This window comes from Cyanobium sp. Copco_Reservoir_LC18, assembly GCF_009834675.1.
Classification (GTDB): Bacteria; Cyanobacteriota; Cyanobacteriia; order PCC-6307; family Cyanobiaceae; genus Cyanobium; species Cyanobium minutissimum.
In genome coordinates this window covers 112,501-126,156 of record NZ_ASAC01000026.1, presented here as the reverse complement: position 1 = coordinate 126,156, position 13,656 = coordinate 112,501, and the positions used below count along the sequence as shown (strand labels likewise).

The window sequence follows — 13,656 nt, the reverse complement described above, 5'->3', positions numbered from 1 at the left end:
CCGGGCGGGGGGCGTCCCGTCAGTCCGAGGGCAAGTCGCCCGAGGACGGCGTCCCCGGCGGCTCGGCGGCCGAGGGGATGGTCGGCTCCCCGGCGCTGGCGTCGTCCTGGGGCGGGGCGGGCGCCTGGGCCTTGCCCACGGCGGCGGCCGCCGCCACCAGCGCAGGCAGGGGCCGGGCCCGCTTGATCGGCAGGTTGGCCACCAGGGCGGTGACCCGGTCCTCGGTCTCCAGGCTCACGTCCCCCTCCTCCAGGTCGATCTCCACGTAGCGCTGCACCACCTCAAGGATCTCGCGGCGCATCTGCTCAAGCAGCTCGGGATTGAGATCGCTGCGGTCGTGGGCCAGCACCAGTTGCAGCCGCTCCTTGGCCAGGATCCCACTGGGCTTCTGGCGCCCCAGCAACCGTTGGAGGAAATCGAACAGGGTCATGGTGCTCAGAAGAGACCGGTGGTCTTGCGGATCTTGTTCATCAGCCGGGCCCGCAGGCCCCTGCGGACCTTGGAGGGATCCTCCAGGGGAACGTCCTCACCCCGGAGGCGCCGGGCGATGTTCTGGTAGGCCTTCGCGGCGGGGGAGCCGTTGCCGTTGAGGGTGAGCGGTTCCCCCCGGTTGGTGGACACGATCACCTGCTCGTCCTCCACCACCAGGCCCACCAGGGGCAGGGCCAGGATGTCGGTGACATCGTCAACGCCCAGCATTTCCTGGCTAGCCATCATCCTGGGCCGGACCCGGTTGAGCACCAGCTGCACCGGCGCCACGCCGCGGGTGTTGAGCAGGCCGATCACCCGGTCGGCATCCCGGACGGCCGACACCTCCGGGGTGGTGATCACGATCGCCTCACGGGCTGCGGCGGCCGCGTTCTTGAAGCCGTCCTCGATCCCGGCCGGGCAGTCGATGAGCACGAAATCGGCCCGCTCCGCCACCCTGGCGACGATGCGCTGCATGTCCTCGGGGGTCAGCCACTCGAGCATGCGGGGGTTGCCGGCGGGCAGCAGGGCCAGATTGGGCTCCTGCTTGTGTTTCACCAGGGCCTGCTCCAGCCGGCAGGTTTCGGCCAGCACCTCCTGGGCGGTGTAGACGATCCGGTTCTCCAGGCCCAGCAGCAGATCGAGGTTGCGCAGGCCGAAATCGGCATCGAGCACCACGGTGCGTTCCCCCAGCCGGGCCAGGGCGATCCCCAGGTTGGCGGTGAGGGTCGTCTTGCCGACGCCCCCCTTGCCGGAGCAGATGAGGATGATGCGGGCGGGGGCTGACGTCACGGCATCCACGGGCGTCGGGGCAGGCTAATCCCACCCGGCGGAACGGCTGTGCCAAGGCCCTGAACTGCCGCTAGAAAGGCCCATCCCCTCCTCGCTGTGATGACCTCTGTCCCCCACCGGCCCCAGCGGCTGCTGGTGATGCCCGACGACGGTGTGGATGCGGTGATCGCGCTGATCGAGACCGCCAGCGAGCAGCTGCTGCTCAAGCAGTTCAAGCTGCAGTCCGTGGCGGTGGAGGAGGCCCTGCGGCGGGCCCGGGAGCGGGGGGTGGAGGTGCGGGTCATGCTCAACCCCCACACCTCCGGCGGCGACCGCTGGAACGATGAGGCCTTCGCCCGCCTCCAGGGCTGGGGCATCGACACCGCCTGGACCAGCGAGGCCTTCCCGGTGACCCACGAGAAATCGATGGTGGTCGACCGGCACACCGCCCTGGTGGCCACCTTCAACCTGGCCGACAAGTACTTCACCGAGACCCGCGACTACGGGGTGCTCACCTACAACCCCGCCGTGGTGGCCCAGGTGACCGCCGGTTTCGAGGCCGACTGGCAGCGCGTCTTCTTCCAGCCCGACCTGGGGGTGGGGCTGGTGTGGAGCAGCGCCCACAGCCGCGGACAGATGGCCCGCATCGTCGATGCCGCCACCCGCACGCTCTGGATCCAGCACCCCAAGTTCGTCGATGCGGTGATCCTGGAGCGGATCATCAGCGCCCGGGAGCGGGGCGTGAAGGTGCGGGTGCTGTGTGGCGGCAAGCACGGCATCAGCGACTGGGACATCTACGACACCTTCTCCTCGCTGCGGGTGATGCAGCGCTTCGGTGTCAAGGTGCGCAGGCAGCAGCGGCCCAAGCTGCACGCCAAGCTGATCCTGGTGGATGGGGCCTTCGCCCAGACCGGCTCGATGAACATCGACCGCAGTGCCTTCGATCTGCGCCGCGAACTGGGCATCGAGAGCGATGCCCCCGAGGTGGTGGCTCGGCTGCGTGAGATGTTCGAGACCGACTGGGAGAACGCCGAAAAGTACAACGCCCCCGATCCCCTCGACCCCAGGTACCACGAGGAGGGGGAACTGCCTCCGGACCCCCATTTCGTCCATGACTGAGCCCCCCGCCCCCGCCCCGACGGCCGCTCCGCCCGGGCTGGGGCAGCTGTTCACGGGCATGCTGATGGTGGCCCTCTCCGCCTTCGGCGGTGGTCTCTCGGCCTGGAGCCAGCGAATCATCGTCGAGCAGCGCCGCTGGATGAGCAACGAGGAGTTCCTCACCGGGCTCACCGTGGCCCGGCTCTTCCCCGGCCCCAACCAGATCAACATGGCCGTCTACGTCGGCACCTTCTTCCGGGGTCTGCCCGGGGCCCTGGCGGCCCTGGCCGGGATGCTGCTGGTGCCCTTCACCCTGCTGATGGCGGTCGGGCTGCTGTATTTCCAGTTCCACAGCCTGCCCGCCCTCGACCGGGTGCTGGCGGGGGTGGTGGCGGCGGCGGCGGGGATGGCCCTGTCGATGGGCTTCAAGATCCTCGATGAGTACTGGAAGGATCCGGTGGCCCTGCTGCTGGCGGCCGTCACCTTCGTGCTGATGACGTTCTTCCATGTGCGCCTGGTGCCGCTGGTGCTGGTGGCCGGCCCCCTGGCGATGGCCTGGTACTGGCCGCGGCGGTCCCAGCCCGGGCCCCCGGCCGGAGAGCCGCGCTGATGCCGCCCCTGCTGCTGGCGGCCGCCGCCGAGGCGGCCAGCTGCGCCCCCATGCGGCTCAACGATCTCGGTCACCTGCTGCAGGTGATGGGCACCTTTCTCGGCCTGTCCCTGTTCTCCCTGGGGGGCGGCAACACCCTGCTGGCCGAGTACCACCACCTCAGCGTCGTTCAGTACTGCTGGCTGCGGCCTTCCCAGTTCGCCGACCTCTACGCCCTGGCCGAGGCGGCCCCCGGCCCCAGTTCGATGATCGTGGGGCTGCTGGGCATGGGGGCCGGCTGGCCCGAAGGCCCCGGCTGGGCCCTGCTGAGCGCCTACGGCGCCGAGATCGCCATCCTGCTGCCCTCCACCCTGCTGATGGTGGTGGCCTGCCTCAGCTGGAACCGGCTGCGGAACTCCCCCTGGCGGGTGGCCTTCGAGCGGGGCCTGGGGCCCATCACCCTCGGCATCCTGTTCGCCGTGGGGGTCAAGATCCTCCAGACCGCCGACACCAATGCCCCCGGGGTAATGGTGTCGCTGCTGGTGTGCGTGCTGATGCTGCGCACCCGCATCTCGCCGCTGTGGTTCATGGCGGTGGCCGGCGGGCTCGGGGCCTTCGGCCTGATCAACCGCTGAAGTCCGGCGCCGCCGGATCGATCCGGATCTCCCCCTCCACCAGCGTGGCCTGCTCGGCCAGCCCAAGCGGCGGCAGACCTTCGGGGCCCCGGGCCACCACATCGGCGATGCGCAGCTGCAGGGGCCGCAGCTGCAGGGCCACGATCCGTGACCCCCGTTCGCCGCCCACGCCGGCATGGGCGACGCCCCGCAGTCGCCCCCACACCAGCACGTTGCCGGCGGCGCTGATCCGGGCGCCGGGGTTCACATCCCCCAGCAGCAGCACCGAACCCTCCCCCTGGAGATGGTCACCGGCCCGGAGCGTGCCGCGATGCACGAGCAGATCGGACGCCGGCGCCCCCGCGGCGGAAGGCGCCGGCCGGGCCGGTCCCGGATCGGTGTCGAGGCCGAGGGCCGCGGCGGCCACCAGGGTTTCCGGCCGGCGGCTGGCGACGCGCACCAGGTCCAGCTGCAGCGCACCCAGCAGCTCCTGGAGCTGGCGCAGGTCCGGCAGCCGCAGCAGCCAGCGGCCCGCCTCCAGCACCACGGAGCCCGGCGGCGGCTGGCGACTGCCGAGGACATAGCGCACCTCCTCGAGGGCACTGGCGGACCCCTCCTGGGCCGGCAGCCGCAACAGGTGGGGCTGCTGGCCATCGATCGCCTGGATCAGTGCGGCTGCCACGACGGTGCCCTGGGGTGCAGCGAACCTAGAGGTCCCGCCGGCCGGCGTCGTCCTGCCGCCGCACCGCCAGGGTCTCCCGCAGGGCGTCGCTGATCCGGGCCGGATGGATCAGCCAGGCCATGTCGACGGTCTGGCAGAGGCTGGCCACCAGGGGCGAGCGCTGCTCGAGGGCCTGCAGCCGCTGGCCGTCCCAGAGCCTCAGGCCCCCGGAATAGGGGTGATAGCCCCGGCTCTGGCGCTGTTCCAGGGCGCAGCAGCCCTCCGCCACCAGACCGGCCCGTTCGCACAGCCCCCGGGCCACCGCCAGCAGTTCGATCCGGCCCGCCGGGGAGAAATCGCTGATGTCGGTGGCCTTGGGCAGGCGCCGCTCCAGCAGCCGCCCGCAGGGGTCGGCCAGCTCCTCGGGCCCCTCCTCCCGCCAGCGCACCAGGTGGTAGCCCGTGCGGATGTCGTCGTTGGCCAGGTAGCTCTCCAGATCGAGCTGGTCCCGGTCCCAGAGCCAGCGGGCCATGGTGGCGTCCGCCCAGACCTGGCCCGGGCCGAGACGGCGGGCCACGCTGATCACCCGGTTGAGCAGCCAGTTGCAGACGATGTTGAGCCGGTGGTTGTAGACGCTCCGGTACATCAGATGGCGCACCACCAGGTAGTGCTCCACCGCCATCAGGCCGCGGGGGTGGAGGGCCAGATCCCCGTCGGGCGCCAGGGTGAGGCTGGCGAGGATCCGCTCCAGATCCAGCTGGCCGTAGCGGGTGCCGGTGCTGTAGCTGTCGCGCAGCAGGTAGTCGAGCCGGTCGCAGTCCAGCTGGCTGCTCACCAGCGCCTTGATGGCCCGGCTGGGGTGGCGGCCATGTTCCAGCAGGTCGGCCACCAGGGCGGCCCTGCCGGGAGCGCCGTCATCGAGCCGGTCCCGCAGGGCGGGGTGGTCGCGGATCAGCCGGCCCGACCAGGCCTCGTGCCGCAGGCCGAACATCTCCTCGCCGGAGTGGCTCAGGGGTCCGTGGCCGACGTCGTGCAGCAGGGCGGCGGCATAGAGCACGTCCCGGTGCCGGGACAGGGAGGGATCAAGCCGTTCCAGCTGCTGCAGGGCCAGCCGCGCCACCGCCAGCACCCCGATGGAATGGGTGAAGCGGCTGGATTCCGCCCCGTGGAAGGTGAGGAAGGCGGGGCCCAGCTGGCGGATGCGCCGCAGCCGCTGGAAGGGGGCGGTGTCGATCAGGTCGATCGCCAGGGCCTCGGCCGGGTCCTGGCGATCCAGGCGGATCGCCCCGTGGAGCGGATCGTGGTAGGTGCGCTGGCTCATGGGGCCGGGGCCGCCAGACCGGCGACCAGCAGCCGGGCCGCCTCCTGCAGCCAGCTGTCCCCGTCCCCGTCGGGCTCCAGGGGCTCGGGCTGGCTCAGCCGCACGTCCGGTTCGATCCCCTGGTTCTGGATGTCGCGACCGCTGGGGGTGAGGTAGCGGGCCACGGTCACCGCCAGGCCGCTGCCGTCGCTCAGGTTGATCAGGGTCTGGATCAGCCCCTTGCCGAAGGTGCGGCTGCCGGCCAGGCGGGAACGGCCGCTGTCCTGCAGGGCCCCGGCCAGGATCTCGCTGGCGCTGGCCGTGCCGGCGTTCACCAGGGTGAGCAGCGGGCCGCCGTACAGCTGTCCAGGACCCGCCTGCTGCCGGTCGGCGATGCCGCCCCGGTCCTGGGTCTCCACGATCGGGTCCCCGTCGAGCAGACCATCGGCCACCGCCAGCCCGGCGGCCACCAGCCCGCCCGAGTTGTTGCGCAGATCGAGGATCAGTCCCTCGATCGGTCCGCTGCCGCCGGGGGCGGTGAGGCTGGCCAGGGCGCAGCGCACCTGCTGGGGCACCGGCTCGCTGAACTGGGTGATCCGCAGGTACCCGAGGCTGTGTCCGTCGCTGAGCAGGCGGTGGCTGCGCACCGGCTGCAGATCCACCTCGCGGCGATCGAGCAGCACCTCCGTCTCCTGTCCCGAGGGGGCGCGCAGGCCCACGAGCACGTCGCTGCCGGCGGGTCCCCGCAGGCGGGCGGCGGTGCCCTCCAGCCCCAGCTCCTCGGCCGGCGTGCCGTCCACCCGCAGGATCTCGGTGCCGGTGACGATGCCGGCGTCGGCGGCGGGGGAGGCGTCGAGGGGGGCGATCACCACGATCCGCTGGTCCCCCGCCCGCCGGCCCAGCTGCAGTCCCACGCCGGTCACCCGCCCCTGGGTGCTGGAGCGCAGGGTGGTGAACTCCTCCGGGCGCAGCATCCGGGTGTAGGGGTCGTCGATGGGGGCCAGCATCGCCTCGATCGCCGCGTAGGCCTCGAGCGAGCTGCTGATCGGCTGCTCCAGGGTCTTCTGGCGCAGGCGCCGCCACTGCACCGCCTCCAGCTGCGCCGGATCGACGTAGCTCTGGTTCACGAGTCGCCAGGCCTCCACCACCAGCTGCTGGGCATCGTTGAGGGCCAGCGCCGCCGCTGGCAGGCCGAGCTGCAGGCACAGCAGCAGGCAGAGTCCTGTCCCCACCAGCAGCCGGAGGGGCGCCAGCAGGCGGCGCAGCCCTGTTGCAAACCATTGAGCCGGCAGGGAGCGGCGGGCCGGGTCTCTCACGGGGGGGTCAGAACGATCGGTAGACTCTCGCAACCCAAGCCCCACGCTGCATGGCGAACTCGTCCACCGGCGCCAAGTCGTCCCCGATCTATGACTGGTTCGAGGAACGTCTGGAGATCCAGGCCATTGCCGACGATATCTCCGCCAAGTACGTCCCCCCCCACGTCAATATCTTTTATTGCCTGGGCGGCATCACCCTGGTGTGCTTTCTGATCCAGTTCGCCACCGGGTTCGCAATGACCTTCTACTACAAGCCCACGGTGGTGGAGGCCTACAGCTCGGTCCAGTACCTGATGACCGATGTCAGCTTCGGCTGGCTGATCCGCTCGGTCCACCGCTGGAGCGCCAGCATGATGGTCCTGATGCTGATCCTGCACGTCTTCCGGGTGTACCTCACCGGCGGCTTCAAGCGTCCCCGGGAGCTCACCTGGGTCACCGGCGTCACCATGGCCGTGATCACTGTGTCGTTCGGCGTCACCGGCTACTCCCTCCCCTGGGACCAGGTCGGCTACTGGGCCGTCAAGATCGTCAGCGGCGTCCCGGCCGCGGTCCCCGTGGTCGGCGACTTCATGGTCGAGCTGCTCCGCGGTGGTGAGAGCGTCGGCCAGTCCACCCTGACCCGCTTCTACAGCCTCCACACCTTCGTGCTGCCCTGGCTGCTGGCGGTGTTCATGCTGATCCACTTCCTGATGATCCGTAAGCAGGGCATCTCCGGCCCGCTCTGAACCCCTCTCCTCCCCTTAGCCTTCCCCTACCGGTCACCAGCGCTCCGAGCCCCCACCATGCACATCCTCAAGAAGCCTGACCTCACCGATCCCAAGCTGCGGGCCAAGCTGGCCAAGGGCATGGGCCACAACTACTACGGTGAGCCGGCCTGGCCCAACGACCTGCTCTACATCTTCCCGGTGGTGATCCTCGGGACCATCGCCTGCCTGGTCGGCCTGGCCGTTCTGGATCCGGCGATGCTGGGTGATCGGGCCGACCCCTTCGCCACGCCGCTGGAGATCCTGCCCGAGTGGTACCTCTACCCGGTGTTCCAGATCCTGCGGGTCGTCCCCAACAAGCTGCTGGGCATTGCCCTGCAGACGATGATCCCCCTGGGCCTGATGCTGATCCCGTTCATCGAGAGCTTCAACAAGTTCCAGAACCCCTTCCGCCGCCCGGTGGCCATGGGTGCCTTCCTGTTCGGCACCGTCTTCACCATCTATCTGGGCATCGGCGCCTGTCTCCCGATCGACAAGTCCCTCACCCTGGGTCTGTTCTGAGTCGACGGTCGGCCGGACCTCCCAACCCATTGCTTCAAGCCGCGAGTCATCGCGGCTTTTTTTGTGTCCATGGGCCCGTCTGTACGGGTGCGGGTGGGCCCCCCGTTCCCCATGGGCCTCGATCTGTCCGGGGCGGGGTCGCCCGCAGGGACCCATGGGCCATCTCTGCCGTGCTGCCGGGCCTGGAAGGGTTCCCCATCGCAGCCGCGCTCGCCTGGCACCCTGGCGGGGCAGCACGGCCTTGCCCAGCTGCCAGGAACTCCAGCCCAACCCGGATAGGGGGTGCCGCCTGGGCACGGCTCTGCTGGCACCCCCTTGCCTCTGCGGAGGCTCTGGCGACCCGGTGCTGGTCTCGGAGAGGGGAGGCAAGGAACCGTTCCCTCGGCCGCACCCCGAGGGGGGTCTCCCCCTTGGTGCTATGATTTTGGACTGCGCCCCAGAGAGCGAGAGCTCGAGCGGGGAGCAGGCTTACGGGATCGAGAGGCGCGAGCCGACGGTGTTGTAAGTTTTCTGAGTCGCCGGGAGGCGACGCGCCGCGAGAGCCCCGGAAGGGGTGGAACGGTCGAACCTGGACAACCAAAAAAGTTTAGGAACTGACGCTTCCACTGCGTCGGTTGCTGCGGAAGGAGTGGATCAGTTGCGCGAGAGCGTAGGTGGTTGCTCCGGAAGCGCCTGTGTCCTTCGCTACCGCGGAGGGAGGCCGTCCCGGAAGGGAGGGTTGGAGCGGGATCCCCTGAGAAGGGGAGCAATGGACGAAGAGCGGTGGAGGTGTGAGGTCCCGTCAAAAGAAACAAGCGACGGGTCAAAGCGATCAAGGAGCTGAGGTGCGTTCTCACGACGCGTCGAGGTTCGGAGTGGCGCCGTTCCCCGGGAGTGATCCCTGTGGCGATGGAAGGCCCTTTGATGGTGAGACCGGTTGCGAACCGGATCTGAGATTCGGGAAAGTCACGTGTCGTGGCCCGGTGCGCTGCCCGCAAGGGAAGCGATGGTCTCCGCAAGGAGAGCGAGCCGGAAAGCGAGAGGTGCACTCTTTGAACCCAGCGCGCAAGCGATGGTGGCCCTGAGGTTGCTGTAGACGCCAGTCTGCAGGGACAGTATGAGGCAAATTCAGCTGAGGGAAGCGAGAGCTGCCCAAGAGGGTTGGATCTACAACGGAGAGTTTGATCCTGGCTCAGGATGAACGCTGGCGGCGTGCTTAACACATGCAAGTCGAACGAGCCTTCGGGCTAGTGGCGGACGGGTGAGTAACGCGTGGGAATCTGCCCTCAGGAGGGGGATAACGGCCGGAAACGGCCGCTAATACCCCATATGCCGAGAGGTGAAATGAATTTCGCCTGAGGATGAGCCCGCGTCTGATTAGCTAGTTGGTGGGGTAATGGCCCACCAAGGCGACGATCAGTAGCTGGTCTGAGAGGATGATCAGCCACACTGGGACTGAGACACGGCCCAGACTCCTACGGGAGGCAGCAGTGGGGAATTTTCCGCAATGGGCGAAAGCCTGACGGAGCAACGCCGCGTGAGGGATGAAGGCCTCTGGGCTGTAAACCTCTTTTCTCAAGGAAGAAGACATGACGGTACTTGAGGAATAAGCCACGGCTAATTCCGTGCCAGCAGCCGCGGTAATACGGGAGTGGCAAGCGTTATCCGGAATTATTGGGCGTAAAGCGTCCGCAGGCGGCCTTGTAAGTCTGTCGTTAAAGCGTGGAGCTTAACTCCATTTCAGCGATGGAAACTACAAGGCTTGAGTGTGGTAGGGGCAGAGGGAATTCCCGGTGTAGCGGTGAAATGCGTAGATATCGGGAAGAACACCAGTGGCGAAGGCGCTCTGCTGGGCCATAACTGACGCTCATGGACGAAAGCCAGGGGAGCGAAAGGGATTAGATACCCCTGTAGTCCTGGCCGTAAACGATGAACACTAGGTGTCGGGGGAATCGACCCCCTCGGTGTCGTAGCTAACGCGTTAAGTGTTCCGCCTGGGGAGTACGCACGCAAGTGTGAAACTCAAAGGAATTGACGGGGGCCCGCACAAGCGGTGGAGTATGTGGTTTAATTCGATGCAACGCGAAGAACCTTACCAGGGTTTGACATCCTGCGAATCCCTTGGAAACGAGGGAGTGCCTTCGGGAGCGCAGAGACAGGTGGTGCATGGCTGTCGTCAGCTCGTGTCGTGAGATGTTGGGTTAAGTCCCGCAACGAGCGCAACCCACGTCTTTAGTTGCCAGCATTCAGTTGGGCACTCTAGAGAGACCGCCGGTGATAAACCGGAGGAAGGTGTGGATGACGTCAAGTCATCATGCCCCTTACATCCTGGGCTACACACGTACTACAATGCTACGGACAAAGGGTTGCAAGCTCGCGAGAGTTAGCTAATCCCATAAACCGTGGCTCAGTTCAGATCGTAGGCTGCAACTCGCCTACGTGAAGGAGGAATCGCTAGTAATCGCAGGTCAGCATACTGCGGTGAATACGTTCCCGGGCCTTGTACACACCGCCCGTCACACCATGGAAGTTGGCCATGCCCGAAGTCGTTACTCCAACCCTTGTGGAGGAGGACGCCGAAGGTGGGGCTGATGACTGGGGTGAAGTCGTAACAAGGTAGCCGTACCGGAAGGTGCGGCTGGATCACCTCCTAACAGGGAGACACAACTGATCGTGATGTCTGAGCGCCGAACAAGCGAAAGCTTGGGAAGCACCTTTGTCTCAGGCCACGGTCCTGTCATCTCGAAGGTCGATCGGTACCTCAAGGTGAGCCATCAAAGCCAAGGCAGACTCCGGAAAGCTCGAAAGGGCAGGCTGGGGAAAGCCAAGGAATTTGTGATGGACTCGTTTTCAGTTCCTAAACTTTGTCTAGGTCACCCCACCAAGGGTTTTGCCAGACATCCAGCGTTTCTGATCCCTGCAGGGGGAGGAGCCATGGGTGATTGGAGGAACCACTGTCAGAGTGATTGTTCCTGGGCCATTAGCTCAGGTGGTTAGAGCGCACCCCTGATAAGGGTGAGGTCCCTGGTTCAAGTCCAGGATGGCCCATTCGTGTTTGGGGGTTTAGCTCAGTTGGTAGAGCGCCTGCTTTGCAAGCAGGATGTCAGCGGTTCGAGTCCGCTAACCTCCATCCAGCTAGGTTAAGACCACAACATGAAGCTGCATCAGGAGGACTTCTGATGGGTGAAGTGACCGGACATGTTCAGCTGAGGACTCCAGCCTCCTTTCATTCCAAGATGGTTGAAAGGAAGCTGGACTCGCTGATCACCGATTTGTAGGTTCATGTGATCATGTGCCTGTGAACTGGTGAATCAGTGCAGCCAGCAAAGAACCTTGACAACTGCATAGGTGAGTCTGGAAAAGAAAGCATCTCATGGATGCCCAGACGGACGTGGATGAATCCCGGTGACCCCGGGTGAAGGCTGCGGCTGACTGGGAGATTCTTGAGTTTAGAGCCGAGAGCTTCCAGCGTCTTTTCGCTCCGCCGAGGAGGGAAGAGTCAGATCCTGCCTTTCAAACCGCTGGGTCTTGAAGGGGACCAAAGACCGCGACGGGGAACCGCAGCGGTGGCTGGTTTCATGAAAAGCGAAAGTAGGTGAAAGCAGGAGAATGGGTCTCAACAACCCTGAACGTTGGGAGTGTTAATTGGTCAAGCTACAAAGGGCTCACGGTGGATACCTTGGCACACAGAGGCGATGAAGGACGTGGTTACCTGCGAAAAGTCTCGGGGAGCTGGAAACACGCTTTGATCCGGGAATCTCCGAATGGGGCAACCCCTAGAACGGCCACCTGAATCCATAGGGTGGCACGAGCCAACCCAGCGAACTGAAACATCTTAGTAGCTGGAGGAAAGGAAAGTAAAAACGACTCCCTAAGTAGCGGCGAGCGAACGGGGAAGAGCCTAAACCGATGGTTTCGACCATCGGGGTTGTGGGACAGCAACGTGGACCAGGGACGTTAGTGGAAGCGTTTGAAAGGCGCGCCATAGAGGGTGAAAGCCCCGTACGCGAAAGCGAAACTGGCCTAGCTGTATCCCGAGTAGCACGGAGCACGTGAAATTCCGTGTGAATCCGCGAGGACCACCTCGTAAGGCTAAGTACTCCTGTGTGACCGATAGCGAAACAGTACCGCGAGGGAAAGGTGAAAAGAACCCCGGGAGGGGAGTGAAATAGAACATGAAACCGTGAGCTTACAAGCAATGGGAGTCCTACTCATAGGATGACCGTGTGCCTGTTGAAGAATGAGCCGGCGACTTATAGGCACTGGCAGGTTAAACCGGAAATGGTGGAGCCATAGCGAAAGCGAGTCTGAATAGGGCGTTAGTCAGTGTTTATAGACCCGAACCCGGGTGATCTAACCATGGCCAGGATGAAGCTTGGGTGATACCAAGTGGAGGTCCGAACCGACTGATGTTGAAAAATCAGCGGATGAGCTGTGGTTAGGGGTGAAATGCCAATCGAACCCGGAGCTAGCTGGTTCTCCCCGAAATACGTTGAGGCGTAGCGTCTAGTGCTATAGCAGGGGGGTAAAGCCACCGTTTCGGTGCGGGCTGCGAGAGCGGTACCAAATCGAGACGAACTCTGAATACCCTGTGTGAAACTAGGCAGTCAGACTGTGGGGGATAAGCTCCATGGTCGAAAGGGAAACAGCCCAGACCGCCAGCTAAGGTCCCCAAATCAACGCTCAGTGATAAAGGAGGTGGGATTGCCCAGACAACCAGGAGGTTTGCCTAGAAGCAGCCATCCTCAAAGGAGTGCGTAATAGCTCACTGGTCGAGCGATCCTGCGCCGAAAATGAACGGGGCTAAGCGTTGTACCGAAGCTGCGGATTTAACTTGTTAAATGGTAGGGGAGCGTTCCATGTGGGGCGAAGCGTTAGCGTAAGCGGGCGTGGACTGCATGGAAGTGAGAATGTCGGCTTGAGTAGCGAAAACATGGGTGAGAATCCCATGCCCCGAAACCCTAAGGGTTCCTCCGGCAGGCTCGTCCGCGGAGGGTTAGTCAGGACCTAAGGCGAGGCCGAAAGGCGTAGTCGATGGACAACAGGTCAACATTCCTGTACCTGTCATGTTTTGGGAAGGGGGACGGAGAAGGCTAGCCCAGCCAGATGTTGGTTACTGGTTCAAGCGTTCGAGGCGTTGAGAAGTGGCGAAAACACTTTGAGCTGAGGCGTGAGTACGAGCTGCTACGGCAGCGAAGTGGGTGATGTCAAGCTTCCAAGAAAAGCCCTATACCCGTTAAGGCATGACGGCCTGTACCCGAAACCGACACAGGTGGGGTGGTAGAGAATACCGAGGGGCGCGAGGTAACTCTCTCTAAGGAACTCGGCAAAATGGCCCCGTAACTTCGGGAGAAGGGGTGCCACCGCAAGGTGGTCGCAGTGAAGAGGCCCAGGCGACTGTTTACCAAAAACACAGGTCTCCGCTAAGTCGCAAGACGATGTATGGGGGCTGACGCCTGCCCAGTGCCGGAAGGTTAAGGAAGCTGGTCAGCGTAAGCGAAGCTGGCGACTGAAGCCCCGGTGAACGGCGGCCGTAACTATAACGGTCCTAAGGTAGCGAAATTCCTTGTCGGGTAAGTTCCGACCCGCACGAAA

9 protein-coding genes, 2 tRNA genes, 2 rRNA genes and 1 pseudogene (1 of these 14 only partly in view) are annotated in these 13,656 nt (G+C 65.0%); 9 read left to right on the top strand and 5 right to left on the bottom strand.

What is annotated here, in order from left to right:
• Window positions 1-175: 175 nt before the first annotated feature.
• Window positions 176-430: pseudogene (gene minE, locus L107_RS17060) on the bottom strand (cell division topological specificity factor MinE); the annotation flags it as partial.
• A 5-nt stretch (window positions 431-435) separates the two neighbouring features.
• Window positions 436-1,269, bottom strand: a complete 834-nt coding sequence (gene minD, locus L107_RS14940; protein ID WP_201295922.1) for a septum site-determining protein MinD — start codon at window positions 1,267-1,269, stop codon at window positions 436-438.
• Window positions 1,270-1,359: 90 nt separating this feature from the next.
• Here minD and L107_RS14935 point away from each other — a divergent pair, with 90 nt between their 5' ends.
• Genes L107_RS14935 through L107_RS14925 form a run of 3 tightly spaced genes read left to right on the top strand, consistent with a single transcriptional unit; the run spans window position 1,360 to window position 3,561 of the window.
• Complete coding sequence (locus L107_RS14935; RefSeq protein ID WP_159820124.1) at window positions 1,360-2,358, top strand: phosphatidylserine/phosphatidylglycerophosphate/cardiolipin synthase family protein; 999 nt, start codon at window positions 1,360-1,362, stop codon at window positions 2,356-2,358.
• Window positions 2,351-2,947, top strand: a complete 597-nt coding sequence (locus L107_RS14930; RefSeq protein ID WP_159820122.1) for a chromate transporter — start codon at window positions 2,351-2,353, stop codon at window positions 2,945-2,947. Before L107_RS14935 ends, L107_RS14930 begins: the two co-directional genes overlap by 8 nt.
• Window positions 2,947-3,561 (top strand): chromate transporter, encoded by a 615-nt coding sequence (locus tag L107_RS14925; RefSeq protein WP_159820120.1) that lies wholly within the window; start codon window positions 2,947-2,949, stop codon window positions 3,559-3,561. The genes L107_RS14930 and L107_RS14925 overlap by 1 nt, the downstream gene beginning before the upstream one ends.
• Here L107_RS14925 and minC read toward each other — a convergent pair.
• The 3 genes from minC to ctpZ are packed head-to-tail and all read right to left on the bottom strand — an operon-like array spanning window position 3,551 to window position 6,757.
• On the bottom strand, window positions 3,551-4,222 hold the full coding sequence (gene minC / locus L107_RS14920; RefSeq protein WP_159820118.1) for a septum site-determining protein MinC: 672 nt from the start codon (window positions 4,220-4,222) through the stop codon (window positions 3,551-3,553). The two genes, L107_RS14925 and minC, sit on opposite strands and share 11 nt — an antisense overlap.
• 25 nt (window positions 4,223-4,247) lie before the next feature.
• Window positions 4,248-5,522 (bottom strand): HD domain-containing protein, encoded by a 1,275-nt coding sequence (locus tag L107_RS14915; protein WP_159820116.1) that lies wholly within the window; start codon window positions 5,520-5,522, stop codon window positions 4,248-4,250.
• Complete coding sequence (ctpZ, locus tag L107_RS14910; RefSeq protein WP_370515511.1) at window positions 5,519-6,757, bottom strand: carboxyl-terminal processing protease CtpZ; 1,239 nt, start codon at window positions 6,755-6,757, stop codon at window positions 5,519-5,521. Before ctpZ ends, L107_RS14915 begins: the two co-directional genes overlap by 4 nt.
• 110 nt (window positions 6,758-6,867) lie before the next feature.
• On the opposite strand from ctpZ, the gene petB reads away from it, so the two are divergent.
• The 6 genes from petB to L107_RS14880 form a co-directional block, all read left to right on the top strand.
• A complete protein-coding gene (gene petB, locus L107_RS14905; RefSeq protein WP_015109205.1) occupies window positions 6,868-7,542 on the top strand; it encodes a cytochrome b6 in 675 nt (224 codons plus the stop codon).
• A 57-nt stretch (window positions 7,543-7,599) separates the two neighbouring features.
• The gene (gene petD / locus L107_RS14900; RefSeq protein ID WP_015109204.1) at window positions 7,600-8,082 is read left to right on the top strand and encodes a cytochrome b6-f complex subunit IV; all 483 of its coding nucleotides are present in this window, start codon (window positions 7,600-7,602) and stop codon (window positions 8,080-8,082) included.
• Between the two features lie 1,148 nt (window positions 8,083-9,230).
• Window positions 9,231-10,715 (top strand): 16S ribosomal RNA (locus tag L107_RS14895).
• Window positions 10,716-11,035: 320 nt separating this feature from the next.
• A tRNA-Ile gene (locus L107_RS14890) sits at window positions 11,036-11,109 on the top strand.
• A gap of 9 nt (window positions 11,110-11,118) precedes the next feature.
• Window positions 11,119-11,191: transfer RNA gene (locus L107_RS14885), tRNA-Ala, on the top strand.
• A 517-nt stretch (window positions 11,192-11,708) separates the two neighbouring features.
• Window positions 11,709-13,656: ribosomal RNA gene (locus L107_RS14880) — 23S ribosomal RNA — on the top strand (it continues 928 nt past the right edge of the window).
• Together the 16S and 23S rRNA genes with 2 tRNA genes alongside form the textbook arrangement of a ribosomal RNA operon.

What these genes read in the sequence shown, in the direction of transcription:
- L107_RS14925 (WP_159820120.1), top strand. Translation starts at nt 2,947, where the DNA reads ATGCCGCCCCTGCTGCTGGCGGCCGCCGCCGAGGCGGCCAGCTGCGCC.
- petD (WP_015109204.1), top strand. Translation starts at nt 7,600, where the DNA reads ATGCACATCCTCAAGAAGCCTGACCTCACCGATCCCAAGCTGCGGGCC.
- L107_RS14915 (WP_159820116.1), bottom strand. Translation starts at nt 5,522, where the DNA reads ATGAGCCAGCGCACCTACCACGATCCGCTCCACGGGGCGATCCGCCTG.
- L107_RS14935 (WP_159820124.1), top strand. Translation starts at nt 1,360, where the DNA reads ATGACCTCTGTCCCCCACCGGCCCCAGCGGCTGCTGGTGATGCCCGAC.
- petB (WP_015109205.1), top strand. Translation starts at nt 6,868, where the DNA reads ATGGCGAACTCGTCCACCGGCGCCAAGTCGTCCCCGATCTATGACTGG.
- L107_RS14930 (WP_159820122.1), top strand. Translation starts at nt 2,351, where the DNA reads ATGACTGAGCCCCCCGCCCCCGCCCCGACGGCCGCTCCGCCCGGGCTG.